The organism is Mycolicibacterium smegmatis (genome assembly GCF_001457595.1).
GTDB lineage: Bacteria > Actinomycetota > Actinomycetes > Mycobacteriales > Mycobacteriaceae > Mycobacterium > Mycobacterium smegmatis.
Window position 1 is genome coordinate 6,528,007 of the sequence record NZ_LN831039.1, and the last position, 26,364, is coordinate 6,554,370.

24 protein-coding genes are annotated in these 26,364 nt (G+C 67.2%); 13 read left to right on the plus strand and 11 right to left on the minus strand.

Features of this window, described 5'->3' with window-relative positions:
- Nucleotides 1-25: 25 nt before the first annotated feature.
- From AT701_RS31580 to AT701_RS31605, 6 genes are all read left to right on the plus strand, one after another.
- Nucleotides 26-1,078: an EspA/EspE family type VII secretion system effector gene (locus AT701_RS31580; protein WP_058127257.1), complete on the plus strand. Its 1,053-nt coding sequence runs from the start codon at nucleotides 26-28 to the stop codon at nucleotides 1,076-1,078.
- Between the two features lie 12 nt (nucleotides 1,079-1,090).
- Nucleotides 1,091-1,414, plus strand: coding sequence for an ESX-1 secretion-associated protein (locus AT701_RS31585; protein ID WP_003897859.1), 324 nt, complete (start codon nucleotides 1,091-1,093; stop codon nucleotides 1,412-1,414).
- A 29-nt stretch (nucleotides 1,415-1,443) separates the two neighbouring features.
- A complete protein-coding gene (locus tag AT701_RS35880) occupies nucleotides 1,444-1,938 on the plus strand; it encodes a hypothetical protein (protein WP_223495891.1) in 495 nt (164 codons plus the stop codon).
- Nucleotides 1,939-1,992: 54 nt separating this feature from the next.
- Complete coding sequence (locus AT701_RS31595; RefSeq protein WP_036454028.1) at nucleotides 1,993-3,387, plus strand: 9-bladed beta-propeller domain-containing protein; 1,395 nt, start codon at nucleotides 1,993-1,995, stop codon at nucleotides 3,385-3,387.
- 282 nt (nucleotides 3,388-3,669) lie between these two features.
- Nucleotides 3,670-4,062 (plus strand): ArsR/SmtB family transcription factor, encoded by a 393-nt coding sequence (locus AT701_RS31600; protein WP_058127258.1) that lies wholly within the window; start codon nucleotides 3,670-3,672, stop codon nucleotides 4,060-4,062.
- Nucleotides 4,059-5,699 (plus strand): SulP family inorganic anion transporter, encoded by a 1,641-nt coding sequence (locus tag AT701_RS31605; protein ID WP_058127259.1) that lies wholly within the window; start codon nucleotides 4,059-4,061, stop codon nucleotides 5,697-5,699. The genes AT701_RS31600 and AT701_RS31605 overlap by 4 nt, the downstream gene beginning before the upstream one ends.
- Here the strand turns inward: AT701_RS31605 and AT701_RS31610 are convergent.
- Nucleotides 5,696-7,042: an NAD-dependent succinate-semialdehyde dehydrogenase gene (locus tag AT701_RS31610; protein ID WP_003897865.1), complete on the minus strand. Its 1,347-nt coding sequence runs from the start codon at nucleotides 7,040-7,042 to the stop codon at nucleotides 5,696-5,698. The genes AT701_RS31605 and AT701_RS31610 overlap by 4 nt on opposite strands.
- A 159-nt stretch (nucleotides 7,043-7,201) precedes the next feature.
- On the opposite strand from AT701_RS31610, the gene AT701_RS31615 reads away from it, so the two are divergent.
- Nucleotides 7,202-8,056 (plus strand): LLM class F420-dependent oxidoreductase, encoded by an 855-nt coding sequence (locus AT701_RS31615; protein WP_003897866.1) that lies wholly within the window; start codon nucleotides 7,202-7,204, stop codon nucleotides 8,054-8,056.
- 9 nt (nucleotides 8,057-8,065) lie between these two features.
- Here the strand turns inward: AT701_RS31615 and AT701_RS31620 are convergent, their stop codons facing one another.
- Nucleotides 8,066-8,704 carry a hypothetical protein gene (locus tag AT701_RS31620; RefSeq protein WP_223495894.1) on the minus strand — a complete coding sequence of 213 codons (639 nt, stop codon included), beginning with the start codon at nucleotides 8,702-8,704 and terminating at the stop codon, nucleotides 8,066-8,068.
- A 438-nt stretch (nucleotides 8,705-9,142) separates the two neighbouring features.
- Here AT701_RS31620 and AT701_RS31630 point away from each other — a divergent pair, with 438 nt between their 5' ends.
- Nucleotides 9,143-9,673 (plus strand): molybdopterin-binding protein, encoded by a 531-nt coding sequence (locus tag AT701_RS31630; RefSeq protein ID WP_223495896.1) that lies wholly within the window; start codon nucleotides 9,143-9,145, stop codon nucleotides 9,671-9,673.
- Between the two features lie 3 nt (nucleotides 9,674-9,676).
- On the opposite strand, the gene AT701_RS31635 is transcribed toward AT701_RS31630, so the two are convergent.
- Together AT701_RS31635 and gltB are read right to left on the minus strand one after the other, a co-directional pair.
- Nucleotides 9,677-11,143, minus strand: coding sequence for a glutamate synthase subunit beta (locus AT701_RS31635; RefSeq protein WP_003897870.1), 1,467 nt, complete (start codon nucleotides 11,141-11,143; stop codon nucleotides 9,677-9,679).
- A complete protein-coding gene (gene gltB, locus AT701_RS31640; RefSeq protein ID WP_058127260.1) occupies nucleotides 11,136-15,758 on the minus strand; it encodes a glutamate synthase large subunit in 4,623 nt (1,540 codons plus the stop codon). The genes AT701_RS31635 and gltB overlap by 8 nt, the downstream gene beginning before the upstream one ends.
- A gap of 670 nt (nucleotides 15,759-16,428) precedes the next feature.
- Between gltB and AT701_RS31650 the strand changes: the two genes are divergently transcribed.
- The 3 genes from AT701_RS31650 to aqpZ all read left to right on the plus strand — a co-directional run bounded on the left by AT701_RS31650 (nucleotide 16,429) and on the right by aqpZ (nucleotide 19,514).
- Nucleotides 16,429-17,229 carry a PaaI family thioesterase gene (locus AT701_RS31650; protein WP_011731296.1) on the plus strand — a complete coding sequence of 267 codons (801 nt, stop codon included), beginning with the start codon at nucleotides 16,429-16,431 and terminating at the stop codon, nucleotides 17,227-17,229.
- Between the two features lie 31 nt (nucleotides 17,230-17,260).
- Entirely contained in the window at nucleotides 17,261-18,637 is a 1,377-nt protein-coding gene (locus AT701_RS31655; protein WP_058127261.1) for a chloride channel protein, read from the plus strand.
- Between the two features lie 103 nt (nucleotides 18,638-18,740).
- Nucleotides 18,741-19,514 carry an aquaporin Z gene (aqpZ, locus tag AT701_RS31660; protein WP_011731298.1) on the plus strand — a complete coding sequence of 258 codons (774 nt, stop codon included), beginning with the start codon at nucleotides 18,741-18,743 and terminating at the stop codon, nucleotides 19,512-19,514.
- Between the two features lie 74 nt (nucleotides 19,515-19,588).
- Here aqpZ and AT701_RS31665 read toward each other — a convergent pair whose 3' ends face one another.
- The 3 genes from AT701_RS31665 to AT701_RS31675 form a co-directional block, all read right to left on the minus strand.
- Complete coding sequence (locus AT701_RS31665; protein WP_003897878.1) at nucleotides 19,589-20,140, minus strand: Dps family protein; 552 nt, start codon at nucleotides 20,138-20,140, stop codon at nucleotides 19,589-19,591.
- A gap of 89 nt (nucleotides 20,141-20,229) precedes the next feature.
- Entirely contained in the window at nucleotides 20,230-21,129 is a 900-nt protein-coding gene (locus AT701_RS31670) for a DNA-3-methyladenine glycosylase family protein (RefSeq protein WP_174519628.1), read from the minus strand.
- Nucleotides 21,130-21,172: 43 nt separating this feature from the next.
- Nucleotides 21,173-21,556 carry a DUF427 domain-containing protein gene (locus AT701_RS31675; RefSeq protein WP_058127263.1) on the minus strand — a complete coding sequence of 128 codons (384 nt, stop codon included), beginning with the start codon at nucleotides 21,554-21,556 and terminating at the stop codon, nucleotides 21,173-21,175.
- A gap of 237 nt (nucleotides 21,557-21,793) precedes the next feature.
- Here AT701_RS31675 and AT701_RS31680 point away from each other — a divergent pair, with 237 nt between their 5' ends.
- Nucleotides 21,794-22,000, plus strand: coding sequence for a hypothetical protein (locus tag AT701_RS31680; RefSeq protein ID WP_003897881.1), 207 nt, complete (start codon nucleotides 21,794-21,796; stop codon nucleotides 21,998-22,000).
- A gap of 50 nt (nucleotides 22,001-22,050) precedes the next feature.
- On the opposite strand, the gene AT701_RS31685 is transcribed toward AT701_RS31680, so the two are convergent.
- Nucleotides 22,051-23,424, minus strand: a complete 1,374-nt coding sequence (locus tag AT701_RS31685; RefSeq protein WP_058127784.1) for an NAD(P)/FAD-dependent oxidoreductase — start codon at nucleotides 23,422-23,424, stop codon at nucleotides 22,051-22,053.
- A 174-nt stretch (nucleotides 23,425-23,598) separates the two neighbouring features.
- On the opposite strand from AT701_RS31685, the gene AT701_RS31690 reads away from it, so the two are divergent.
- Nucleotides 23,599-23,823, plus strand: a complete 225-nt coding sequence (locus AT701_RS31690) for a hypothetical protein (protein WP_003897883.1) — start codon at nucleotides 23,599-23,601, stop codon at nucleotides 23,821-23,823.
- 133 nt (nucleotides 23,824-23,956) lie between these two features.
- Here AT701_RS31690 and AT701_RS31695 read toward each other — a convergent pair whose 3' ends face one another.
- The 3 genes from AT701_RS31695 to AT701_RS31705 form a co-directional block, all read right to left on the minus strand.
- Nucleotides 23,957-24,775, minus strand: coding sequence for a class I SAM-dependent methyltransferase (locus tag AT701_RS31695; protein WP_058127264.1), 819 nt, complete (start codon nucleotides 24,773-24,775; stop codon nucleotides 23,957-23,959).
- Nucleotides 24,776-24,837: 62 nt separating this feature from the next.
- Nucleotides 24,838-25,860 (minus strand): NAD-dependent epimerase/dehydratase family protein, encoded by a 1,023-nt coding sequence (locus tag AT701_RS31700; protein ID WP_011731304.1) that lies wholly within the window; start codon nucleotides 25,858-25,860, stop codon nucleotides 24,838-24,840.
- Nucleotides 25,857-26,357: a nuclear transport factor 2 family protein gene (locus AT701_RS31705; RefSeq protein ID WP_003897886.1), complete on the minus strand. Its 501-nt coding sequence runs from the start codon at nucleotides 26,355-26,357 to the stop codon at nucleotides 25,857-25,859. Before AT701_RS31705 ends, AT701_RS31700 begins: the two co-directional genes overlap by 4 nt.
- Nucleotides 26,358-26,364: the final 7 nt, after the last annotated feature.

Sequence of the window (26,364 nt, forward strand, 5' to 3'; positions counted from 1 at the left end):
GCTCACTCCAGCAAAGGGGGATGCTGTGGGTTTTCTGGACGATGTCGGGAGGATCGCCGACAAGATCGGGCTGCCCAATCCAGCTGACATCGTCAACGGAGCAGTCAACGGCGTCAATGACGCCAGAGCATTCGTGGGCGACGTCGTGGAAGGCGACTTCCACGGCGCCTTGACGAACGGTCGCAAACTCATCGGCGACGCCCAGGATGTCATTGGTGGCCTCGGTAGCCTCGGCGTCTTCCCGAACGTCGCAACAGGCCCGATCATGGACGCCGTTCTCAAGCTCGCGGATTCGCGGATCCTGGCTGCGGCGCAAATGGCCATCGCGGCGATGAAGGCGACAACTGGCAACGGCAACCCCGAAGACGGCGGGGGATTCCGAGGCTCTGCTGAAAAATTGGCTAACGCCGTTAATACGCTGATCGATGCCGAACCGCACTTCGACCGGTGGGACGGGACTGCGTCGCAGGTGTACAACGCGGTAAATGCATCTCACCGCCGGTTGACGTCGGATACGCAAGCCGCCGACTCCAACATCGCGGCCGTCCTGAAGATTGAGGCCGAGCAGATTCTCCGAACGCGCGGGCGCCTCGACGAAATTTCTCAGTTCCTCTACGACTACGGTCTGGCCACCGCAGTGGCGAACTACTCGGGCCCGGGCAAGGCCGCACAGCTCATCGCCGATATGACCGTTGCCGGGTTGGCGGTCCAATCTGCGAATGTCGCCATGGCGATCTTGACCAAGAACGTCATCGAGAACGCCGCGCGGGTGAAGGAGCACACAGGCACCTATGCGCTTGTCGCGGAAGACACCTCTGGAGAACAGGCTGCCTGTGATCCCTTCGCCGTGCCGAAGTCCCCTCTTCCCCGGGGTCGCGATGCTACAGAACTCCCCGAAGCCGGATCGGATGCTCCGCCCAAGCGCACGCTCCCGGAGACGCCTTTCACAATGCCCGAGCCAGAAGAACCGTTTGAGTACGGACCACCCGCAACACCACAGCCCGCTCCGCTACCCCCTGTTCCGGCGGCGCCAAGCTCTGAGAATCTCGATACACCGCAGGCCGTTCCCGCACGATGAAAGGGATGCTTCATGTCGAGCGACCTTGAAAAAAATCTGACAGTCCTCACCGACCACATCCGCAAACTGTCGACGGTCCATGACAAAGCCGTCGGCGAGATCGATGGCGCCAACCGGTCAATGGTCGAAAACGGCACCAACATGTGGGAAACCCACGGTGTCATCAGCGCACTGACCAATCGGGCCGTGGCCGACGCCGTCGAAGCACGAACAGCCGCCGGAGGCGCACTGCGACGCGTTTCGGTTGAACTCTCCGAGAAGTTGCGAGCTGCTGCGACGAACTACGACAACACCGATTCCACCGAGGCCGGCAACATTGACACCTGTGGAGTCTGATGAAGTGCTCTGTCGCCTAGGCGCATTCGATGTATGACCACGACCCGTGGGGCGACGATGACGCATGGGGAGAGCCCGGACCCCACACTGATGAGCTAGCCGATCTCGACTACACCGGGCCTCTCGACGAACAGAATGACGCTGACGGCACAGCGTCGCAAACCGACGTCGACGACGCCCCCGAAGCGGAGAGTCTCCTTCTCGTGTCGGCGTCGAATTCTGCCGCAACGGTCACCGCCACCGCGCTCACCGGTGGCCAGATACTTCGAGTCGAACTTGCGCCACAGGTCGTCAAGTTGACAGAGCACGAACTTGCCGAAGAGATCATTGGTGTCTCCGCAATGGCTCGCCAGCAGGGCGCGGCAGCGCGCCATGCCATCATCGCCGAGATCATGCGCTTGCTCGGACATGACCCAGCAGCTACTCATAGCTTCCTCGAACGAAATCTCGGGTTGCCGACACCCGATACAGTCCTCAGGGCGAAAGCGGAGATGTTCGCGAACCGGTATGCAGAGGACGACTGAGGACAAGCACTTGCTATCTCGACACCTTATCCATATGGCGTGTTGGAAATGGGGATGAGGCCCTACAGCGACGTGCCTAGCCCGCAGCCGCGATCACGCCGTCGCACCTGGATCGTCCTCGCCACGGCCCTCGCGGTGGTTGTGGCGCTAGTTGCAGGGGGAATCTGGTGGAACGCCAGCGGGTCTGAGATGTGGGCACGTGCGAGATGGCAACCACCGCCGACCGCCTACCTGTCGTCACCGATGGGGCAAGCGCCCGTACCCGGTTGGCGAACGAGTGTGACCGATCTCGGGGTGCCTCCCGCCGCGCCCGGCGGGGACGCCACACGGATCGCTGTCAGCAACGAGAAGTACGCACGTGACGCCCTCATCGACACGCTGGATAATCGCGCATACTTCCTCGCGCGCTCATCCGGGCCGTCGGGAACGTCGTGGTGGCTCACCGGTCTGGATGCCATCGACGGCCACACGCTCTTTCCGGCGGTTCAACTGAACACCGGCGAGCGGGCGCCAGAATGCTTTCTCAACGGCCCCGATGCCATGGTCTGCCTGGTCGACGACGGATCCGCGGCGACTGCGTGGGTCGTGGATCTGCGCGGCGGTGAGGTGACCTACACCGGCCCCACCCCGCTGCGGCTCTCGTCCACGGGCCTACGAGCTCGCCGAACAGGCGACTATCTACTCGCAGTGACGGAAAAAGAAGGCGTCTACGGAGTCGGGCCGAAAGCCGAACTGACATGGTTCATTCCAGGGCTCGGCACGGTGTTCGGCCCGGCGAAGAACATCGCCGCGGAGGGTACGGGTGGGAACTACGTGTTCTTTTCCCTCACCGACGGGCACGTGTTCACCCCGGAAGTCCCTGAGGGCGCGGTCTTCGACGATGTGATGTTCAACGGTGACGGTTTCTCTGCCCGCGTGCTGAAGGACGGCGAAAAATTCAACCCAACCGTGGAGTCCTTCGACCTCACTGGCAGAACAATAGGCACTCTGGGTCTGACGGGCTTTCCTGCCGCCGAAGGTCTGTACATCGACACCTCCCTCTCGGGCTGGACGGTGGTGACTGCGCGAGGATCACGCTTGCTAACCGTCGATGGTGAACGCCCCCATGACACATTGTTGATCGGCACCACTCTTTATGTGGACGAGAGCAACCATGTGGATTTCCAACACTGGCAGCCCTACGACCTGAAGTCGGGTGACAAAGGAAAGCCGTGCGAAATCGATCTCGGCAGAAAGTATTTCGGCACCGACGGCACGACTGCCGTCATTGCGGTGACGAACCCACAGGTGGACCTGATCGCCAAGGCCTTCGACCTGAAAACCTGCGAGATGGTGTGGTCGTTGCCGAAAGAAGCAAACTCGTTCGGGAGGATCTGGCGTATCGGTGACACGTTGGTCCAGGTGTCCGACGACGGCACCGAGTTGAACTCTCTGGTCGCGCCCAGCTGATCAACAGTCCCCGGGCCGCGCCGCACAGTGCGGTGTGGCACCCGGGACGCGGTAGACCCACAGCGGGATGCGCGAACCGTAGCCCGCCGAGACCGCGGCGCTGACGGCTCGCAAGTGCGTGCACGCTGCGCGTGCACATCCCGCAGTTGCCGTCGAAGTACAAGACTCCGCCCATACCCCCAGTGTGCCCGGTGTCACCGTCGCCGGCCATTACGGATACGGCGGCCCACCGGCTACCATCAATTGAGAACTTCATCAATCCATCAAGTCATCAGGACCGTCGTGCCGCACAACTTCCTGGGCAGCCCCGAACAGCCGCTCTACGAGATCAAGGCCAACCTGTTCAAGGCGCTCGCCCATCCGGCGCGGATACGGATACTCGAAATCCTCTCCGCCAGTTCAGAACCCACTCCGGTCAGCGCGATCCTCGCCGAGACCGACATCGAACCGACGCTGCTGTCGCAACATCTCGCCGTGCTCAAGCGCCACCACGTGGTGAGCGGTAAGCGAACAGGCAACGCGGTGTTCTACGAACTGGCCCACCCGAAGATCTCCGAACTCTTGGTCATCGCCCGCACCTTCCTGGCCGACACCCTCGGCGCGCAGCGGGACCAGTTGGCCGCGATGCGCTCGCTACCGCCGATCGGGAAGAAACCCGCCGGGAAGAAGAAATGACCGTGCTCGCCAACCTCGCCCGCCTACTGCCCCACAAGAACGACTACGCCGACCTGCCGCACACCTGGCGCCAGGACGTCCTCGCCGGGATCACCGTCGGGGTCGTCGCGCTGCCACTCGCGCTGGCCTTCGGCATCTCGTCTGGCGTCGGGGCCGCGGCGGGCCTGATCACGGCCGTGGTGGCCGGCCTGGTGGCCGCGGTGTTCGGCGGATCGCACGTCCAGGTGTCCGGGCCGACAGGCGCGATGGCCGTGGTGCTCGCGCCCATAGTCGCCGAGCACGGCCTGGGCAGCATCGCGCTGGTGACGGTGCTGGCGGGCCTGTTGGTGCTCGCGGCCGGGGTCACCGGACTGGGCCGCGCGGTGACGTTCATCCCGTGGCCCGTGATCGAGGGTTTCACGCTCGGCATCGCGGCCATCATCTTCCTGCAGCAGGTGCCCGCCGCGCTGGCACAGCAGGCCCCCGCGGGCGAGCGCACGCTGCTCGCCGCGTTCACGGTGGCGCGAAACGCCGACTGGGGCGAGGCCGCGAAAACCCTTGCCGTGGTTGGGGTTGTCGCGGTGCTGATGACCGTCCTGCCCAGGGTGCACAGCGGAATCCCCGCATCGCTGACCGCTGTGATCGTCGCAACCGTACTCGTCGTGGCGCTGGATATCCCGGTCGCGGCAATCGGCGAGCTGCCGTCGCACCTGCCCGCTCCCGTGCTGCCGCACGTTGATGTGAACACGCTGCGCACGATGTTCAGCGCGGCGTTGGCCATCGCCGCACTCGCGGCCATCGAATCGCTGCTGTCGGCACGCGTGGCCGCGACGATGTCGCCGACGGGCCCCTACGACCCGGACCGCGAACTCGTCGGGCAGGGCCTGGCGTCGGTGGCCTCCGGCGCTTTCGGCGGTATGCCCGCCACGGGCGCGATCGCGCGCACGGCCGTCAACGTGCGCTCCGGTGCGGCGACGCGACTTTCGGCCATCGTGCACTCACTCGTCCTGCTGGCGGTGGTCTACCTGGCCACGGGCCCGGTGGCGGCGATTCCGCTGTCCGCGCTGGCCGGCGTGCTGATGGTGACGTCGTTCCGGATGATCTCGGCGACGACGATCCGCAAGATCGTCCGCTCCACCCGGTCGGACGCGTTGATCTTCGTGCTGACGGCGGTGATCACGGTGTGCTTCGACCTGATCGAGGCCGTCGAGATCGGCATCCTGGTGGCGGCGTTCTTCGCGCTGCGCTCGGTGGCCCGCCGCAGCAGTGTGGTGCGTGAGGAGCTTCCCGGGCCACGCCGGCCCGGCGACGATCAGATCGCGCTGCTGCGCCTTGACGGCGCGATGTTCTTCGGTGCGGCCGAGCGCATCTCGAACGCGATCACCGACGCCGAGCATCCCCATGTATCCGTTGTCATCATCCGGATGTCACAACTGGGGATGCTCGACGCCACCGGTGCGCACACGCTGGCCGAGATCACCACCGAACTCGAGTCGCGCGGAATCACCGTGATCATCAAGGGCGTCCGGCCCGAGCACATGGACCTGTTGGCGAATGTCGGTGTGTTCGAGTCACTTCGGCACGAGAACCATCTGCTCGATTCACTCGACGACGCCGTCGCACATGCCCGGACCCACGTGGCCCGGCAGCCGCACTAGTCGACGACGCGGATCAACTTCTTGTTGACGAACTCGTCGATGCCGTACCGGCCGAGCTCACGACCGAAACCGGACCGCTTGACGCCACCGAACGGCAGTTCGGCACCCTCGGCGCCGACCGCGTTCACGAACACCATGCCGGCTTCGATCTTGTCGGCCACCCGGGCGGCCTGCTCGGAGTCGGTGGTGAACACATACGAGCCGAGGCCGAACGGCGTGTCGTTGGCGATCTGGACGGCCTCCTCCTCGGAGCCGGCCTTGTACACCACCGCCACGGGGCCGAACAGCTCCTGGCGGTAGACGGGGTTGTCCTCGGTCACGCCCGTGAGCACCGCGGGCGGGAAGAACGCGCCCTTGCGCTCGCCGGCCGCGGTCAGCTTGGCGCCTGCCTCGACGGCCGACTTGACCTGGTCTTCGAGCCGGACCGCGGCCTGCTCCGAGGACAGCGGCGCGATGCCCTCGCCGGCCGCGAGCAGCTTTTCGGTGAACTTCGCGAGGAAGTCGTCGTAGATGCTCTCGTTGACGATGAACCGCTTGGCGGCGTTGCAGGCCTGCCCGGTGTTCTCCATGCGTCCGTCGACGGCGGCCTGCACGGTCGCGTCGAGATCGTCGGTCGACAGCACGATGAACGGATCGGATCCGCCGAGTTCCAGAACGCACTTCTTGAGGTTGCGGCCGGCGATCTCGGCGACCGCGGCGCCCGCGCGCTCGGAACCGGTCAGCGACACCGCGGCCACGCGCGGGTCGGCGATGATGTTGGCGACCTGCTCGTTGGTGGCGCGGATGTCGACGTAGGCACCCTGCGGGAACCCGGCCTCCAGGAACAGCAGCTGCAGCAGCTCGGCCGATTCCGGGCACTGCGGCGCATGCTTGAGCAGGATCGTGTTGCCCACCACCAGGTTGGGGCCGGCGAAGCGGGCCACCTGGTAGTACGGGTAGTTCCACGGCATGATGCCCAGCAGCACGCCGATGGGCGAGCGCTTGATCACGGCGCTGCCCTCGCCGTCGAGCAGTTCGATCGGCTCGTCGGCCAGGAACTTCTCGGCGTTATCGGCGTAGTACTGATAGATGGCCGCGCAGAAGTCGACCTCGCCAAGCGACTGGTCGCGGGGCTTGCCCATCTCGCGGACGATGACGTCGGCGAGCTGCTCGCGACGCTGCTCGTGCAGCTCGGCCACCTTGCGGATCAGCGCGGCGCGCTCCGCGACGGTCGTGCTCTTCGCCCAGGTGCGGCCGGTCTTGTGAGCAGCCTCGATCGCGGCCTGGACCTCGGCGTCGGTCGCGGTCGGATAGGTGGCGACGACCTCGGCGGTCGCCGGATCTGTGACTGCATATTGGGTCATGTTCACTCCCCGTAGTTAGATCGGCGGATTTCGTACCTCTTCACGGGGAAGACTACCGATTACGTCGTCGTAATGGCCCAGGTGATGCGTAATCAGCAGCTCTCGCCGCGGGTTTTTCGTCCAGGGATTATTCAGTGTGCGGGTCTAGTTTGGTGTGTTGTGCGATTCGCTTTCAAGACATCACCGCAGAACACGACATGGGCCGACATGCTGGCCATCTGGAAGGCGGCCGACAACATCGACGTCTTCGAGTCGGGCTGGACGTTCGACCACTTCTACCCGATCTTCTCCGACTCCGCGGGCCCGTGCCTGGAGGGCTGGACGACGCTGACGGCGCTCGCGCAGGCCACCGAGCGGCTGCGCGTGGGCGTGCTGGTCACCGGCATCCACTACCGCCACCCGGCGGTGCTGGCCAACATGGCCGCGGCGCTCGACATCATCTCCAACGGGCGCCTCGAGCTCGGTATCGGCGCGGGCTGGAACGAAGAGGAATCCGGCGCCTACGGCATCGAACTCGGCTCGATCAAGGAGCGGTTCGACCGGTTCGAGGAGGCCTGTGAGGTGCTCAAGGGCCTGTTGACGCAGGAGACGACGACGTTCGACGGCAAGTTCTACCAGCTCAAGGACGCGCGTAACGAGCCCAAGGGGCCGCAGCAGCCGCACCCGCCGTTCTGCATCGGCGGCAGCGGCGAGAAGCGGACCCTGCGCATCACCGCGAAGTACGCCGACCACTGGAACTTCGTCGGCGGCACCCCCGAGGAGTTCGCGCGCAAGCGCGACGTGCTCGCGGCGCACTGTGCCGATCTGGGGCGCGACCCCAAGGAGATCACCCTGTCGGCGCACGTGCGTCTCGGCGAGGACCGCGACTACGCCAAGGTGATCGACGAGGCAGCCGCGCTGGGTGCCGAAGGTCTGGACCTCGCAATCATCTACCTGCCGCCGCCCTACGATCCGGCCGTGCTCGAGCCGCTCGCCCAGGCGATCAGGGATTCGGGTCAGCTGACGGCTGCCTGATCTGTCGCGTCAGCACTCCCACACCGCGCAGACCGGTCCCGTGATCGCGGCGAGTACGGCGTCGTCGGCCGGTGCGCCCCACGGCACGTCGGGCGTACCGGCCGCGAAGACCGCCACTTCGGAGACGCTTCCGCCCGCCGCGGTCAGATAGAGGTGCGCGGTCACCCTGTCGGGTGCGTGCACGGTCGCGGCGGTCTGTGTGCAGCGCTGCGGCGCACAGGGCACGGGCGGCGTCGTGACGTCGACGACGGTGCCGGGGACCTGCGCCGGGCATTTGGCCAGCGCGTCCACGACCGAGCTGAACAGGGCGCCGGCCCGCTCTGAGGACGACGCGACCTGGCCCGGGAAGTGCACGATCTGCTGCTGCAGCGACCATCTGCCGGGGCCTCGGTCGACGCGGGCGCGCGCCTGATCCGAACTGAACTGCCGCTTCGGCGAGGCGTTGAAGCCGCAGATCTCCTCAGCGAAGAACGGTCGCCCGTCGAGGGGTTCGGCGACCGACGCGAGATCGGGCCAGTGCTGGGTGTCGTCCATCGGCAGGGAGCGGGCCGGTGCCCAGGCGTTCGGCGGTATGGGATCAGGCGGCGCGGCCACCGCGCCGCCTGACGTACCGACGCCCACAGCGGCCGGCCCGACGAGCGCGAGCAAAGCAAAAATTGACGAACGGGCGCTACCGGCCCGCCGACGGGTCATCCGCGGCGGATCACACGCCGTAGCGGAGTAGCTCGTCCGGCCGTACCAGACGTTCGTTCTTGGCCGGGAACTCACGGCTCTTGACGGGGTGGCGGAGCAACGACCAGGCAATTCGCCCCATCCGAGACTTGCTCAGCGGATTGAGATACACGGTGCTGTCTCCTGTGACGTCGTGATAGCTGTACCCGTAACTCCACGGTACCGCAGAGCTCTCACCAAGTCATTAGATACCTCACATCCGGCAAACAGTGCGCGCCACGCCGGGAAAAAGTCTGCTGTTTTTTATGAGGCCGGTGTTGCAGAAGTGACTTCTCTCGCCTCCGCTGCGGCAGGGTTTGCCACCGCGCACCGGCAGCCCGTACGACCTAGAGTCGTCACCGTTAAGGAGGTCGCATGAGTCCAGGGAGTGCTGTCTCGCACATGGTCCGACTGCTCGTGTTCACGGGTGTTTCGATGCTGGCGCTGCTCGCCGGGACGGGCGCCGCGGCGGCCGAACCCCAGGTCTCCACGGATCTGTCCGTCACCGGGGATGTCGGCGCACCTTTGACGATGACGCGTGAGGCCCTGCGGGCCCTGCCGAACCGCACACTGGACGCGACGTTCACCACGCACGACGGCCCGCAGCACCACACCTACACCGGGGCGCTGCTCAGCGACGCGATCACGGCCGCGCACCCGGCGGGCGGCCCCAACGCCGAACATCCGCTGCTCACCGTCGCGGTGGTGGCCACGGGCGCCGACGGCTACGCCGCGACGCTGGCGTGGGGCGACATCGACCCGTCCGTGACGCCTACGCCCGCTCTGGTGGCGTGGGCGCAGGACGGCACCGACCTCGACGCACCACGACTCGTGCTGCCGGGCGACCTCAACGGTTCCCGCTATGTGAGCGAGCTTCGCGAGCTGCGGGTCGCGCAGCTCGCGTGAGACTCAGCGCTGCGGCGCGGCGGTGGGCTTGATCGGCGCGGGCAGCGCCGAGCGACCCATCAGGTAACGATCCACACCCGCGGCGGCGGCCCGGCCCTCGGCGATCGCCCACACGATCAGCGACTGGCCACGGCCCATGTCGCCTGCCACGAACACCCCGGGCACCGAGGTCTGGAAGTTGTCGTCGCGCTTGACGTTTCCGCGGTCGGTCAGCTCGACGCCGAGCTTGTCGAGCAGGCCTTCCTTCTCGGGGCCGACGAAGCCCATCGCGAGCAGCACCAGGTCGGCCTTGAGCTCGAAGTCGGTCCCTTCGACCTTCTCGAACTTGCCGGCGTTCATCTTCACCTCGTGCGCGCGCAGCGCGGTGACGTGGCCGTTCTCGCCGATGAACTCCTCGGTGTTGACCGAGAACACGCGCTCGCCGCCCTCTTCGTGTGCCGAGGACACCCGGAACATCAGCGGGTAGGTCGGCCACGGGGTCGAGTCGGCGCGGGTCTCCGGCGGGCGCGGCATGATCTCGAACTGGTGAATGCTCGCCGCACCCTGGCGATGCGACGTGCCCAGGCAGTCGGCGCCGGTGTCGCCGCCGCCGATGATGATGACGTGCTTGTCCTTGGCGGTGATGGGCGGCTGACCGTTCTCGTCGGTCACCGGATCGCCGAGCTGCACGCGGTTGGCCCACGGCAGGAACTCCATGGCCTGGTGGATGCCGTCGAGTTCGCGGCCCGGGATCGGCAGGTCACGCCATGCGGTGGCACCACCCGCGAGCACCACGGCGTCGTAGTTCAGCCGCAGCTGGGCCACGGTGATGTCGACGCCGACGTTGACGTTCGGACGGAACTGCGTGCCCTCGGCCGCCATCTGCTCCAGACGACGGTCGATGTGGCGCTTCTCCATCTTGAACTCTGGGATGCCGTAGCGCAGCAGGCCGCCGATGCGGTCGGCACGCTCGAACACCGTCACGGTGTGGCCGGCACGCGTGAGCTGTTGCGCGGCAGCCAGTCCGGCCGGTCCTGAGCCGACGACCGCGACCTTCTTGCCGGTCTGGACGTCGGGCATCTTCGGCACCACCCAGCCCTGGTCGAAGGCGTGGTCGATGATCTCGACCTCGACCTGCTTGATGGTCACCGGGTCCTGGTTGATGCCCAGCACGCACGCGGCCTCACACGGGGCCGGGCACAACCGCCCGGTGAACTCCGGGAAGTTGTTGGTGGCGTGCAGGCGCTCGATGGCGTCGCGCCACCGGTCCCGGTACACCAGGTCGTTCCACTCCGGGATGAGGTTCCCCAGCGGGCATCCGTTGTGGCAGAACGGGATACCGCAGTCCATGCACCGTGAGGCCTGGGTCTGCAGCGGAGCGTGGTCGAAGTCCTCGTAGACCTCTTTCCAGTCCTTCAGACGCAGGTCCACGGGCCTGCGCTTGGGGAGTTCGCGCGTGGTGTGCTTGAGGAAACCGCGGGGATCAGCCATTGCTCGCCGCCATGATCGCGTCGTCGATGTCAGAACCGGTGAGGCCCTTGGCCTCGGCTTCGGCGATCGCCGCGAGCACACGCTTGTAGTCGCGCGGCATCACCTTCGCGAAATGCTTCAACTCGTTGTCCCAATCAGCCAGGATGCGTTGCCCCACCGCGGAATCGGTGGCGTCGACATGGGATGCGAGGATGCCCCGCAGCCATTCGGTGTCGGCCTCTTCGAGAGCCTCGATCTCCACCATCTCCGGGTTCAGGTTCTTCGGCAGCGCCGCACGCGGGTCGTACACGTAGGCGATGCCACCGGACATACCTGCCGCGAAGTTGCGGCCCGTGGGTCCGAGGATCACGACGCGGCCACCGGTCATGTACTCGCAGCCGTGGTCACCGACGCCCTCGACGACTGCCACCGCGCCCGAGTTGCGCACAGCGAACCGCTCACCGACCTGGCCGCGCAGGAACGCCTCGCCGCTGGTCGCGCCGAACAGCACCACGTTGCCCGCGATGATGTTGTCCTCGGCGGCGAAGCTTTCCGGGGCCTCGTCGGCCGGGCGTACCACGATGCGGCCGCCCGAAAGCCCCTTGCCGACGTAGTCGTTGGCGTCGCCGTAGACACGCAGGGTGATGCCCTTGGGCACGAACGCGCCGAAGCTGTTGCCCGCCGAACCCTCGAACGTGATGTCGATGGTGCCGTCCGGGAGTCCTTGCCCGCCATGGGCCTTGGTGACCTCGTGGCCCAGCATGGTGCCGACCGTGCGGTTCACGTTGGTGATCTTGGCCGTGAACCGGACCGGGGTGCCGGAGTCCAGCGCCTCGCGGCTCTGGACGATCAGCTGCTGGTCGAGCGCCTTGTCCAGGCCGTGGTCCTGACGCGAGCTGCAGTACAGGTCCTGGTTCATGAACGCCGAGTCGGGCTCGTGCAGCACCGGGGTCAGGTCGAGCTTGTGGGCCTTCCAGTGCTCGGCGGCCTTGGTGGTGTCGAGCGCACCGACCTGGCCCACCATCTCGTTGACCGTGCGGAAGCCCAACTGCGCCATGAGTTCCCGGACCTCTTCTGCGATGAACATGAAGAAGTTCTCGACGAACTCGGGCTTGCCGTTGAAACGCTGACGCAGCAACGGGTTCTGGGTGGCCACGCCCACCGGGCAGGTGTCCAGGTGGCACACCCGCATCATGATGCAGCCCGAGACCACCAGCGGTGCGGTGGCGAAGCCGAACTCCTCGGCACCCAGCAGCGCGGCGATCACGACGTCGCGGCCGGTCTTGAGCTGACCGTCGACCTGCACGACGATGCGATCGCGCAGACCGTTGAGCAGCAGGGTCTGCTGCGTCTCGGCCAGGCCCAGCTCCCACGGTGCGCCCGCGTGCTTGAGCGAGGTCAGCGGCGAGGCACCCGTGCCGCCGTCGTGGCCGGAGATCAGCACCACGTCGGCGTGTGCCTTCGAGACACCCGCGGCGACCGTGCCGACACCGTTCTCGCTCACGAGCTTGACGTGGATGCGAGCGGCCGGGTTGGCGTTCTTCAGATCGTGGATCAGCTGTGCGAGATCCTCGATCGAGTAGATGTCGTGGTGTGGCGGCGGCGAGATCAGGCCGACACCCGGCGTGGAGTGCCGCACCTCGGCCACCCACGGGTACACCTTGTGCCCCGGAAGCTGGCCGCCCTCACCGGGTTTCGCGCCCTGGGCCATCTTGATCTGGATGTCGGTGCAGTTGGCCAGGTAGTGGCTGGTCACACCGAAGCGGCCCGAGGCCACCTGCTTGATGGCGCTGCGGCGCCAGTCGCCGTTCTCGTCGGGGTTGAACCGGTGCACGGCTTCGCCGCCCTCACCCGAGTTCGACCGTCCGCCGAGGCGGTTCATCGCGATGGCGAGGGTCTCGTGCGCCTCGGCCGAGATGGAGCCGTAGCTCATCGCACCGGTCGAGAAACGCTTGACGATCTCGCTGGCCGGCTCGACCTCTTCGATCGGAACCGGGGGCCGGTGACCCTCGCGGAACTTCAGCAGGCCGCGCAGCGACGCGATGCGCTCGCTCTGGTCGTCGACCAGCTTGGTGTACTCCTTGAAGATCGAGTACTGGCCGGTGCGCGTGGAGTGCTGCAGCTTGAACACCGTGTCAGGGTTGAACAGGTGGTACTCGCCCTCGCGACGCCACTGGTACTCGCCGCCGACCTCGAGCTCGCGGTGCGCGCGCTCGTCGGGACGGTCCAGGAAGGCCAGCGAGTGGCGCGCCGCGACGTCGGCGGCGATGTCCTCGAGGTCGATGCCGCCCACCGGGCAGCTCAGGCCCGTGAAGTACTCGTCGAGCACCTGCTGGCTGATGCCGATGGCCTGGAACAGCTGCGCGCCGGTGTAGGACGCGAGCGTCGAGATGCCCATCTTGGACATCACCTTGAGCACGCCCTTGCCCGCGGCCTTGACGTAGTTGGCCTTGGCCTGGTCGCTCGTCAGCCCCGTGATCACGCCACGGTCGACCATGTCCTCGATGGACTCGAACGCCATGTAGGGGTTGATCGCGGCCGCGCCGAAGCCGACCAGGGTCGCCATGTGGTGCACCTCGCGGGCGTCACCGGCCTCGACCACCAGACCCACCTTGGTGCGGGTGCGCTCGCGGACCAGGTGGTGGTGCACGGCCGCGACGCTCAGCAGCGACGGGATCGGCGCCATCGTCTCGTTGGACTCGCGGTCGGACAGCACGATGATGCGGGCGCCTTCACGGATGGCCTCGGAGACCTTGGCGCGCACGTTGTCCAGCGCTTCCTTGAGGCCGACGCCACCGCGGTTGACCGGGTAGAGGCAGCGGATGACCGCCGCGCGCATGCCGTGCTTGTGGCCGCGGATCTCGTGGTCGGGGTCGACGCAGATGAGCTTGGACAGATCGGCGTTGCGCAGGATCGGCTGTGGCAGCACGATCTGGCGGCACGATTCGGGGCCGGGGTTCAGCAGGTCGCCCTCGGGTCCGACGGTGCCCTGCAGGCTTGTCACGACCTCTTCGCGGATCGCGTCGAGCGGCGGGTTGGTCACCTGGGCGAACAGCTGCTGGAAGTAGTCGAACAGCATCCGCGGGCGGGCCGAGAGCACCGCGATGGGCGTGTCGGTGCCCATCGAGCCCAGCGCCTCGGCGCCCGTGCGGGCCATCGGGGCGACCAGCAGGTTGAGCTCTTCGTAGGTGTAGCCGAAGATCTGCTGGCGCAGCACCACGCGGTGGTGCGGCATGCGGACGTAGTCGCCCGGCGGCAGTTCGTCGAGGTGGAACAGACCCTGCTCCAGCCATTCCTGGTAGGGCTCTGCCGCGGCGAGTTCGGCCTTGACCTCTTCGTCGTCGACGATGCGGCCCTGCGCGGTGTCGACGAGGAACATGCGGCCCGGCTGCAGGCGCATCTTCTTGACCACCTTGGCCGGGTCGAGCGGCAGCACGCCGGCCTCCGATGCCATCACCACGAGGCCGTCGTCGGTGACCCAGATGCGTGACGGGCGCAGCCCGTTGCGGTCCAGCACGGCGCCGATCACGGTGCCGTCGGTGAAGCAGACCGAGGCCGGTCCGTCCCAGGGCTCCATGAGCGACGCGTGGTACTCGTAGAAGGCTCTGCGGGCGGGATCCATATCCTCGTGGCGCTCCCACGCCTCGGGGATCATCATCAGCACGGCGTGCGGCAAGCTGCGGCCGCCGAGGTGCAGCAGTTCGAGGACCTCGTCGAAGCGCGCGGTGTCGGACGCCCCGGGCGTGCACACCGGCACGATCTTGTCCAGACCATCGCTGCCGAAGACGTCGGTGCGGATGAGCGCCTCGCGCGCCCGCATCCAGTTCTCGTTGCCGGTGACCGTGTTGATCTCACCGTTGTGCGCGATGCGCCGGAACGGGTGGGCCAGCGGCCACGACGGGAACGTGTTGGTGGAGAACCGCGAGTGGACGATGCCCAGCGCGCTCTCGAGCCGCTCATCCTGCAGGTCCAGGTAGAACTGCTTGAGCTGCGGCGTGGTCAGCATGCCCTTGTAGACGAAGGTCTGACCCGAAAGGCTTGGGAAATAGACGGTTTCGCGGCCGGGACCGTCCTGGCCCGGGCCCTTGGTGCCCAGCTCGTGCTCGGCACGCTTGCGCACCACGTAGGCGCGGCGCTCGAGCTCCATGCCGGATGCGCCGCCGAGGAACAACTGGCGGAACGTCGGCATGGCGTCGCGGGCCAGCGCGCCCAGCGACGAGTCGTCGGTCGGGACCTCACGCCAGCCGAGCACCTCCAGGCCCTCGGCCTCGGCGATCTTCTCGACGGATTCGCACGCCGCCGCGGCGTCACGCGAGGACTGCGGCAGGAACGCCATGCCCGTCGCGTAGCTGCCCGGCTCCGGCAGGTCGAAGTCGACCACCGCGCGCAGGAAGGCGTCGGGAACCTGGATCAGGATCCCCGCGCCGTCGCCCGTGTTGGGCTCGGCACCCTGGGCACCGCGGTGCTCCAGGTTCACCAGGGCCGTGATGGCCTTGTCCACGATGTCGCGGCTGCGACGGCCGTGCATGTCGGCCACCATCGCCACACCACAGGCATCGTGCTCATACGCAGGGTTGTACAGCCCCCGGTTGTCCCGGCTGCTGCGTCCCGACCCACCGAAACTGCTGGGTGTCATTCCCACCTAGCCCTTCAAGACGCATTTCTGAAGCCCCGCCGCCACCGGCCACGTACGGCCGCCAACTCGGCGTTAGCCAGCTCGGCGTGGAGAACCTTCGTGCAGCACTGAACGACGGCTTTGTGTCCCACACGCCATAAGTGGGGAAAACGATAGGACAGAAACCGTGCGACATGCCAACTTAGCCGACCCTAACTATGCTGAATATCCAGCCGGGCCACAATCGTCGGATGATTGCGTGGTTTTGCCGAATTCCCCTGACCGGCTTGGTAATTGAGTTCCACACGACCCTGGGCCCGAACCGGCCCGATCCGGCCGACGGCCACACCGAGACCCGCGGGCGTTTGCTGAGGGGAGTTTTTATTCCCGTTACACAGCCGTTATACAGATTTTTCACATTTGCGAGAAAGCTTAGTCAGATTCTTAGAATTTGCCGCAGCCCCTCAAAAGCATCCCTCAGACCACCAAAATCGGCCACCGGTGGGCCCGCCGTCGTGCGCATCCGACCACCATCCGCCACCGGAGCCTCGCAACGCACTCCAACCCCGCTGCGCGGCACCGGATTCCGCGCCGCACGTAGGCCACACCGCAACCGGCCCGGCCGTGCGCACGACCCATTTATACCCACCTGGGGTATATACGGCCTGCGCATACCGGCACTGTGAGGCGCATGCGTTTTCCGCTGACCACACCGCTGGGCCGCATGGGCGTCGAAAGCCTCGACGAGACCCCCGGGCACTGCGTCGCCTCGATCCCCGCGGGCGGCCTCACCAACCCGCTGACCGGAGCGCCCACGCTCGCGACGCTGGCCATGCTGGTCGACCACACCGGCGGGCTGGTGAACCACCTGCGGCGTCCGCCCGGCACGTGGACCGTGTCCAGTGAGCTGGCCATCGAATTCGCGCCCGAGGCCGACGAACTCATCGCGTCCGCGCCGCAGACACCGGTGATCGCGACCGGCACCGAGTTCGGGCCCACGATCTGGGCACCCCTGGCCATGTGCGAGCTCACCCACGACGGCCGTCCGGTGGCCACCGCGACCGTGCGCTCGGTATATGTGGCCGCGCCTGACCACATCGTCGAATGGCCCGCCGATGCCGGTGAGGGTGACCTGCTGCCGACGCTCGCCGAGCGACTGGCGGTGGAGGTCGCCGAGAGCGGCGGAGCCACCAAGACGTTGCGGCAACTCTCGAACAAGGTCCTCAACAACAGCCTGGGCGTCGTGCACGGCGGAATATCGGCCTCGGCGCTGGAACTCGTCGGGTCGGCCGCCGTCAACGACAGCGACGGGCCCGCCCTTCGGACGGCGTCGCTGCGGGTGAACTACCTGCGGCAGTTCTTCGGCGGCGCGCACGCCCGGTACGAGGGTGCCGCGGTCCGGGTGGGACGCACCATGGCGGTCGCCGACGCGCAGGCCGTCGGCGACGACGGCAAGACCGCGCTGCTGGCCCGAGTCACCGCTTACCGCTGAAGCCAGGCGGTTTGCGCAGTAGCATCCGCTCATGCGCACGAGGCCTCGAATCGACGGAGGCCTGGGCAACTTCGTCCGGAACTCCGGATACGTCCGCAAATGGCTGATCCTGGGCATCGCCATCGGCGTGATCGCCGGCCTGGGCGCGGTGGTGTTCTACCTGGCCCTGGACGGCGCGGGCCGTGTGCTGCTGGGCTATCTCGGTGGCTATGGCATCCCGAAACCCTCGGGCGACGGCGGGAACCCCGGTTCCCCCGGCTTCGACCGGCCGTGGGCCATCCCGCTCATCTCGTGTGGCGGTGCGCTGGTCTCGGCGTGGTTCGTGGCGAAGTTCGCGCCCGAGGCCGAAGGACACGGCACCGACGACGCGATCGAGGCCGTGCACACCGACCCGCGCAAGATCCGGGTGCGGGCCATCGTGGTCAAGACCATTGCGAGTGCGCTGACCATAGGTTCGGGTGGTTCCGGCGGGCGCGAGGGACCCGCGGCGCACATCTCGGCCGGCTTCGGATCGCTGCTCACACGCTGGCTCAACCTGTCCGACGAGGACGGCCGCCTCGCGGTGTCCCTGGGGATCGGTGCGGGCATCGGCGCGATCTTCGGTGCGCCGCTCGGCGGGGCTGTGCTCGCGGCGTCGATCGTGTACCGCGACGATTTCGACTACCGGGCCCTGATCCCCGGCTTCATCACCTCGGCATCGGCATACGCGGTTCTCGGATCGATCCTCGGCTTCGACCCGCTGTTCGGCTTCCTGGTGGGTGACTACCGGTTCGGCCAGGCGCTCGATCTCGCGTGGTTCGTGGTGCTCGGGGTGATCGCGGGCGGTGTGGGTTGGCTGTATGCCCGCGTGTTCTACGGCACCGTCGCGGTCACCAAGATGCTGCCCGGCGGCAAGATCGTCAAACCCGCCCTCGGCGGCCTCGCGGTGGGTTTGATGGCGCTCGCCATCCCGCAGGTGCTCGCGAGTGGATACGGATGGGCCGAAAAGGCCGCTGCCACAGAGACTCTGATGAACATTCCGTTGTGGATCGTGCTGGTGCTGCCGGTCGCGAAGATCGTCGCGACGTCGCTGTCGATCGGTACCGGCGGGTCGGGCGGCATCTTCGGGCCCGGCGTGGTGATCGGTGCGTTCGTCGGAGCGGCGTTGTGGCGCTTGGGCGATGCGCTGGCGCTGCCTGGGATACCCGACAGCCCAGCGATTTTCGTCGTCGTCGGCATGATGGCGTGCTTCGGGTGCGTGGCACACGCGCCACTGGCGGTGATGATCATGGTGTGCGAGATGACCAGTTCGTTCGCGGTGATCCCGTGCGCCATGGTCGGCGTCGGTGTCGCGTGCCTGACCATCTCGCGCAGCGACGTCGCGATCTACCGGGCGCAGCGCGCCCGCCGCGAACCCGAACCTGCGTGACGGGAGTGCTGATTTCGGTCAGCAAACGAATCGGCAACACTAGCCTTGGCCTGAGCGGGCCCGTGTCACGGTACGGGCAGATAACCGCACTTAGGAGGCTCTGATGCGAACGCCAACCATGACCCACCGCTTGACCGCCGAGTTCGTCGGCACCTTCTGGCTGGTGCTCGGCGGATGTGGCAGCGCAGTCTTCGCCGCGAAGTTCGTCGCCGACGACGGCGTGTCTCTGGGGATCGGATTCCTCGGCGTCGCCTTGGCGTTCGGCCTGACGGTGCTCACCGGCGTTTACGCGTTCGGCGTCATCTCGGGCGGCCACTTCAACCCGGCGGTCACGCTGGGTGCCGCACTCGCCAAACGGGTGGAGTGGGGTGCGGTGCTGCCGTACTGGATCGTGCAGGTGATCGGCGGCCTGCTGGCCGGCCTGGTGATCTATGTGGTCGCCAAGGGCAAAGAGGGGTGGAGCGCCATCGGCAACATGGCCGCCAACGGCTACGGCGAGCACTCGCCCGGGGGTTACTCACTGGTCGCGGTGCTGATCGCCGAGATCGTGCTCACCGGGATCTTCCTGCTCGTGATCCTGGGGTCCACCGACGATCGCGCGCCCAAGGGGTTCGCGGGCCTGTCGATCGGCCTGACATTGACCCTGATCCACCTGATCTCGATCCCGATCTCGAACACGTCGGTGAACCCGGCGCGTTCGACGGCGGTCGCGTTCTTCAACGGCGACGGTGCGCCCGCGCAACTGTGGGCGTTCTGGCTGGCCCCCCTGGTCGGCGCCGCCATCGCGGGCGTCGCGTATCCGTACCTGTTCGGGGTGGCAGAAGAACTGGCCGAGCGCCCGGTGCGCGACGACGCGCTCGACGACCGACGCGGCTGAAAAAGAACCGCACCGTCGGGGCCGCCGTTGTCTTGACGTCCCCGACGATGCGGTGTGTGCGGTGAGGTTCTCTATCAGGCAGACTTGCGGCGCGCCTTGTCGGCGGCGCCCTTCTCGGTCGACTGCCCCTCGTGCGTCAGCTGGCCGCCGGCGCTCTCCAGGTGCGCCCGCACGAACCACTGGAATTTCTCCAGCTCGCCGGCATGGGCGATGAGCAGGTCCTGTGACACCAGGTCGAGGTCTTCGAGTTTCTCGATCGACTTGCGGGTGTCTTCGATGACGCCGTTGTACACCAGGTCGAGCGCGGCCAGGTGGGCCTGGACGGTGTCACGCTCGACGGAGTAGTCGTCCCACGTGCGGTCCTTGATGATCGCACCCGGGGTGCCCTTGGGCGACTTGCCCAGCGTCGCGATGCGCTCGGCCACCTCGTCGGCGTAACCACGCACCAGTTCGACCTGGGGGTCGATCATCTCGTGCACGCCGATGAAGTTCGGGCCCACGACGTTCCAGTGGACGTGTTTCAGCGTCAGATGCAGATCGTTGTAGGTGCTGAGCTGCTTCTGCAGCAGGTCCGCCACATCGCTTGCCTTCTTGTCGGACAGGCCCGGAATGGTGAATGAGGTCATCGTTGCTCCTTTTGCGTTTCCGCGTTCGACGCCTCGTGTACCCGGCAGCGCCGGGCACTAATCACCGGGGCCTGATCACCGGGCACTGATCACAGGGTGCGCAACTTCGGGATCGCCTGGCGGGGCCCGCGGCGCCGGTAGACGAACATCCCGCCGGCCTCCAACAACCGCACGGCGCGGTGGCGGTGCGGCCGCATCGGTTCGAGCAACTCGACCATGCCGGCGTCGTCGACCGGTTCACCGGTGAGCGCCTGGCCTACCAGTGTCGCGAGGTGATAGTCCCCCACCGAGAGCGCGTCGGCGTCGCCGAACACCCGCTGCATGGTCTCGGCGGCGGTCCACTCCCCCACCCCGGGCAGCGACCGCAGGCCGACTGCGGCGCGTTCGTGGGTGAGACGCTCCAGCGAATCGGCGCGCTGGGCACACATGACGATGGTGCGGGCCCGGCCGGGATCGACGTTGGCCCGGTGGAACTCCCACGACGGGATGCGCCGCCACACCTCGGCGCTGGGCACCACCCGCATACCGTCCGGAGCGGGTCCGGGTGCGGGGGTGCCGAACTTGGTCACCAACGCGCGCCAGGCCCGCCAGGCATCCAGGCCGTACACGCGTTGTTCGATGATCGCGGGGATCAACGCCTCCAGCATCCGGCCGGTGCGGCCGAGCCTCAGGTGCGGAACCTGTCTGCGCGCCTTGGCGATCGTAGGCTCGGCCGGTGCGAAATCGGACGCGTCGTCGTCGACGCCCAGCAGAGCGGGCAGACGGTCGATGAACTCGTCGGCGCCCTCACCCCACGCCTGGCAGTCGGCGGCGTCTGTCGCCGCGCATGTGATGCGTGCGGTCACCGGTCCGCTGGGCATCAGGCTCGTGCGCCAGATCGCGCCTGCGGCGTCCACGCGGTAGCAGGGATCGATGCCGCCACGGCGCAGCGGCGCGAGCGTCAGCCCCGGACTTGCCGGGCCGCTGAACACCACCGTCGCACTTCGCACCGCACCAGGCTATGCCCGGCGCACGACAGGGCGGCGACACCGCTCACGCGACCGTGATCTCGGCCTTGTCGGGATAGAACGCCACGCGGCCCGCGATGTCGGCGACGGCCGGGTACGGCCGTTCGTAGGTCCAGATGGCGTCGGCGAGCGCTGCGCCCTCGGATCCGCTTCCGAATTCGAGGCTGTAGTAGTTCGCCTCGCCCTTGTACGGGCAGTAGGTCGTGGTGTCGCTGCGCCTGAGCACCGACCCGTCGACGTCGGCCAGCGGGATGTACTGCACGGGCGGATACGACGCTTCCTGCAGTGTCAGTGCGTCGTCGGTCTCGGCGATCACCGTGCCGTTCACGCGCACGGTGACATGTCTGCCGGTGGGCGTGACGGTGATGGGGTGCTCGGCGGTGGGTTCGAGGACGGGGCGAGAGGTCATGTGAGGTCCAACGTGACGGGCCTCACCGATCTTCCGGTTCACCGCCCGACATCACGCCGAACATAATCTGGAATGACTCCAAACTTGTGGCGGAGGCCCTCCGGTGTTTGCCCCGTGATCGGTGCCACACAAGTTTCCTGCCACTCGACGATCAAATTCTGCCAGTGGAATTATTGCGCTGACCTGCGGGTTCTTTCAGTCAGACGCCCACAGAGAACGACCAGAAGGATCACGAAGATGAAGAAGTTCGGAATTGCCGCCATCACCGCCAGCGGACTGGCCGCCGCCGTCCTGGGCCTGGCAGCCCCCGCGCAGGCCGTGCCGGCGCAGGTCGACTCGACCGTCATCTCGGCAGGCGTCGACCGCCTGCAGTGGCTGGACAAGGTCCAGCCGAAGGCCACCGCGCCGAAGGTGGACAACACGGTCCGCCACAGCGGGCGGTGACGCGTGACGTACGCGAGAGGGGCACCCGGTGCGGGTGCCCCTCTTTCGTGTCAGTGCGGCTTTCGCGTGATGACGTCGGCGATCTTGGCGATCGGCGACGTGGTGGGACGGCCACCGGCCTCGTGCCGGTCGGCCAGCTTGTAGGCGATGTAGAGGCCCCGAACACCGAGCCACCGCAGCGGTTCGGGCTCCCAGTTGCGTGACCGGTGCCCGACCCAGGGCAGCTCGGTCAGCGGGGTGCTGCGGTTGCACACCAGATCAGCCAGTGTGCGTCCGGCGAGGTTGGTCGCGGTGACGCCGTGGCCCACATATCCGCCGGCCCACCCCAGGCCCGTGGTCCGGTCGAGCACCACACTGGCCTCCCAGTCGCGCGGGACGGCCAGCACGCCGCACCACCCGTGCGCGATGGGCACGTCACGCACCTGCGGCAGGATCGAGTGCAGCACGTCGGTGAGCAGCCGGATGGTCTTCGGCGGCACCCGGCCGTCGACGTCGGTGCGCGAGGCGTACCGGTACGGGACGCTGCGCCCGCCGATCGCGATGCGGTCGTCGACCGTGCGCTGCGCGTAGAAGAAGCCGTGCGCCGAATCGCCCACGGTTTCGCGTCCCTGCCAACCGATCTCGTCCCACACGTGCGCCGGGATCGGCTCGGTGGCGATCATCGAACTGTTCATCGGAAGCCACGCGCGACGCTGTCCGGGCAACGCCGCGGTGAACCCCTCGGTGGCGCGCAGCACGATCGGCGCCCGAACGGTTCCGCGTGCGGTCACCGCGCGCCCCTGCGCGATCTCGGCGACCGGGGACTGCTCGTAGATCGTGACACCCAGACGTTCGACGGCCTCGGCCAGACCGCGGGCCAGCGCGGCAGGCTGGATCCGCGCGCAGTGCGGATTGTGATAGGCCGACACCAGGCCGTTGAACCGGATGCGTTCTGCTGCTTGCTCTTTGGTGAGTTCGGTGACATCGACACCCCACGACCGCTCCTCGGCGATCGAGGCCGCCAACCGCGCCGCCTGCGCCGGGTTGCGCGCGATCTCCAAGGTGCCGCCCTTGACCGCACCCGCGTCGATGCCCTCGGCCTCGGCCACCGCGATGACCTCGTCGACGGCTTCGTTGAGCGCCTTCTGCCAGGCGAGCACCCTGTCCCGTCCGTACAGCTCGGCCATGCGGCGCCGGTCACCCGGCACCAGTCCCGACAGCCAACCGCCGTTGCGACCCGACGCCCCGAAACCGGCGAAGCGCGCCTCAAGGATCGTGATGCGCAGCGACGGATCCGCCTTCTTGAGGTAGTACGCGGTCCAGAGTCCCGTGTACCCCGCGCCGACGATGCACACGTCGGCGTCCCGGTCGCCGGGCAGCGGCGGCCGTGGCGTGGGCAGGGTGTCGAACCAATGGGAGATCTGACCGTTCACCGTGATGGGCACCGTGAGATTCTGCCAGCAGTTGCTGAAATCCCGCCGTCCGCGGATCACTTCCTGCCACCCGGCGGTCAATTCCTGCCACCGGAATTAAACCCCTGACCTGCATGTTCAGGTAAGCATACGGCACGGATCGCACGGAATCCGAAAGCCGAAGAGCCGCCAAAAGGGAGAGAGAAAATGAAGAAGTTCGGATTCGCCGCAATCGCCGCAAGCGGGTTGACCGCAGCCATCCTGGGCCTGTCCGGTCCCGCGCAGGCCGCGCCTGCGGTGGCCCCGGTGTCCACCGGTGTGGACGCCACCACCATCACCGCGGGTGTGGACCGCCTCGAGTGGCTGGACAAGATCCAGCCGAAGGCCACCGCGCCTCAGGTTGACACCACGGTCCGCCACAGCGGCCGGTGAGCGGCTGCACGCAAAGAGGGGCACCCGGGATCGGGTGCCCCTCTTTCGTGTTCGGCCGCTTCGGGTCTCGCGAGTGTGAAGCCTCAGCGAAAACACACGCGAGAGTTCGCTGACGTTTCACACTCGCGAAAGCTCAGAACGCGAAGCGGTAATACTGCGCCATGTAGCGCAGCGCCGGGATCGGCCGCATGACCTTCGCCAACAACCGGAAATGCCAGGACAATTCGTCGAACGCCGGATCCTCGAACACCGACATCCACGCCAAGAGCCGGGTGCCCGGCACCGCGTCGAGGATGTCGTCGGGCCGGTTGATCGCCCAGCGCAGCGTCGCCCCCGAGCGGCGCACCACGGTGTTGGTCCACTGCGTCCGGATCCCGAAGCTGTCGAACGCGTCGAACTGCAGTTCGCCGGTGCCGAAACGGTCGACGACGCGGCGCAGCAGCGCGACACCGTCTGCCTCGGTGAGATACATCGTGAGGCCCTCGCCGAGCATGAGCACCGGCCGTCCGGTCGGCACCTCGTCGAGCCATGCCGGATCGGTCACCGACGCCGACACCAGGTGGTAGCGCTCGTGTTCCGGGTACAGCTGGGAACGCAGGTCGATGACCTCGGGGTAGTCGACGTCGAACCACTCGACACCCGGCCCCGGGGCCAGCCGGAAGAACCGGCCGTCGAGCCCGCAGCCCAGGTGCAGCACGACCGCCTCGGAGTGCACCGCGAGGAACTGGCGGGCCCATCTGTCGAAGTGCGCGCTGCGCGTGGTCACCGCGGGCGCACGCGCAGGGGTGATCGCTGTTCTGGTCCAGTCGTAGTCGATGCGCTCCGCGATCTCGGCGGCCATATCGTCACCGAGGATCGGGGTGGGCAGACGCGCGTCGAGCGCTTTCGCGTAGAACGTCGCGAGCATGGTCTGCGGCGCGCCGCTCAGGTCGACCTTCAGCTTGTCGGTCATACCCCGAGGCTAGATCGGATTCGAGTTGCGGCACACGGGCTGAACAGCCCTCGGTGTGGCGTTCAGCCGCCTCGGCGCGCCTGCTTGGCTGCCCGAAGACCCACCCAGAACTTCGCGGCCTCGGCGATCGATTCCTCGACCGGCCTTGGCTGCCAACCGAGTTCACGCACGGCCTTGGAGTGGTCCAGTTCGCACTCGGCGCGCATGAGCCGCAGTGACCGCAACGACAACCGCTCGTCGGTTCCGCGCAGCTTGCCCTTGACAGTGCCGATGGCCGCCAGCAGATAGGACACCGGCAGCGGGATCGACCGGCGCGGCGGCGCGACGCCCGCGGCCTCGGCGGCGATCCGGGCGACCTCGGCGTTGCTGATCAGTTTCTCGGAGATCAGGTACCGCTCACCCGGTCTGCCGCTTTCCGCGGCGAGGATGAGGGCGCGGGCGGCGTCGTCGACACCGACGGCTTCCAGATCGATGCCGCTCATCACGAACGGCAGCTTGCCGAACGCGGCGCCCGCGATGACCGCGCCGTGCGGTGTGCGGCCCCAGTCGCCGCTGCCGTAGGTGGTCGACACGCACATCGCGACCGCAGGCAGGCCGCGCTCGGTGGCGTACCGCAGCACCAGTTCCTCGGCCTGTACGCGTGAGCGCACATACGGTGTGACACCACGCAGGTCGATCACGTCGTCCTCGGTGGCCACACATCCACGCCTGCGCCCGACCGTGACGTAGCTGCTGGTGTAGACGAACTTCCGCAGCCCGATCCCGGGTTCGAGCGCGACGTCGAGCACGTGCCGCGTGCCCTCGACGTTGGTGCGGAACAGCGGGGCCGGGTGGCGCAGCCAGCCCCTGGTGTCGACGACGCAGTAGTACACGACGTCGCATCCGGTCATGGCGGCGCGCAGCACCTCGGTGTCGAAGATGTCGCCGGTGAACCGCGTGACGTCCAGGTCGTCGATGCCGACGGTGTTGGCGCCCGGTCGCACCATGGCGCGGATCTCGGACCCGTCGGTGTTGTCGGCCACGAGTTGGCGCAGCACGTGCGATCCCAGGAATCCGTTGGCGCCGATGACCAGCGAGGTGCTCACCTGCGGCCCCCGAACTTGGCCATCCATTCGGCAGCCTCGTCGGTCAGCGTGCCGAGTTCGGCGGCCTTGCGGCACCACTTCATCGCCGCCGACGCGAAGCGCAGCGGGTTGTAGACGTCTTCCTGCCTGCTCCACAGGCCGTCGCCGGCGTAGGTGAGGATCGAGATGTTGGTGGCGCTGATGATCGTGCCGTCACCCGGGTCCACCATGGGATTGTCGAGTTCGCAGATCACGCGGCCGGTCGGTTCGTCGATCACCGTCCACAGCGACGGGAACGCCGTCATGTGGTTGCCCGGGAAGCTCGTCATGGTCTTCCAGATCCAGGCGCGCACCTCCTCGCGGCCCTTCATGGTGCCCGCGGCGTGCTCGACGTAGTCGACATCGGGCGTGTAGTGCCGGACCCAGACGTCCCAGTCCTTCGTGCGGGCCGCGGTGTCCACGGTCGCCTCGAATCGGGCGAACGCCGCGCTGAGTTCGTCGCGACTGAACCTGCTCATGCCAGAA

Excerpts from the sequence above, each read along its gene's own strand:
- AT701_RS31585 (WP_003897859.1), top strand. The coding sequence starts at position 1,091 with ATGTCGAGCGACCTTGAAAAAAATCTGACAGTCCTCACCGACCACATC.
- AT701_RS35880 (WP_223495891.1), top strand. The coding sequence starts at position 1,444 with ATGTATGACCACGACCCGTGGGGCGACGATGACGCATGGGGAGAGCCC.
- AT701_RS31595 (WP_036454028.1), top strand. The coding sequence starts at position 1,993 with ATGAGGCCCTACAGCGACGTGCCTAGCCCGCAGCCGCGATCACGCCGT.
- AT701_RS31605 (WP_058127259.1), top strand. The coding sequence starts at position 4,059 with ATGACCGTGCTCGCCAACCTCGCCCGCCTACTGCCCCACAAGAACGAC.
- AT701_RS31610 (WP_003897865.1), bottom strand. The coding sequence starts at position 7,042 with ATGACCCAATATGCAGTCACAGATCCGGCGACCGCCGAGGTCGTCGCC.
- AT701_RS31630 (WP_223495896.1), top strand. The coding sequence starts at position 9,143 with ATGAGTCCAGGGAGTGCTGTCTCGCACATGGTCCGACTGCTCGTGTTC.
- AT701_RS31635 (WP_003897870.1), bottom strand. The coding sequence starts at position 11,143 with ATGGCTGATCCCCGCGGTTTCCTCAAGCACACCACGCGCGAACTCCCC.
- gltB (WP_058127260.1), bottom strand. The coding sequence starts at position 15,758 with ATGACACCCAGCAGTTTCGGTGGGTCGGGACGCAGCAGCCGGGACAAC.
- AT701_RS31650 (WP_011731296.1), top strand. The coding sequence starts at position 16,429 with ATGCGTTTTCCGCTGACCACACCGCTGGGCCGCATGGGCGTCGAAAGC.
- AT701_RS31655 (WP_058127261.1), top strand. The coding sequence starts at position 17,261 with ATGCGCACGAGGCCTCGAATCGACGGAGGCCTGGGCAACTTCGTCCGG.
- aqpZ (WP_011731298.1), top strand. The coding sequence starts at position 18,741 with ATGCGAACGCCAACCATGACCCACCGCTTGACCGCCGAGTTCGTCGGC.
- AT701_RS31665 (WP_003897878.1), bottom strand. The coding sequence starts at position 20,140 with ATGACCTCATTCACCATTCCGGGCCTGTCCGACAAGAAGGCAAGCGAT.
- AT701_RS31675 (WP_058127263.1), bottom strand. The coding sequence starts at position 21,556 with ATGACCTCTCGCCCCGTCCTCGAACCCACCGCCGAGCACCCCATCACC.
- AT701_RS31680 (WP_003897881.1), top strand. The coding sequence starts at position 21,794 with ATGAAGAAGTTCGGAATTGCCGCCATCACCGCCAGCGGACTGGCCGCC.
- AT701_RS31690 (WP_003897883.1), top strand. The coding sequence starts at position 23,599 with ATGAAGAAGTTCGGATTCGCCGCAATCGCCGCAAGCGGGTTGACCGCA.
- AT701_RS31695 (WP_058127264.1), bottom strand. The coding sequence starts at position 24,775 with ATGACCGACAAGCTGAAGGTCGACCTGAGCGGCGCGCCGCAGACCATG.
- AT701_RS31705 (WP_003897886.1), bottom strand. The coding sequence starts at position 26,357 with ATGAGCAGGTTCAGTCGCGACGAACTCAGCGCGGCGTTCGCCCGATTC.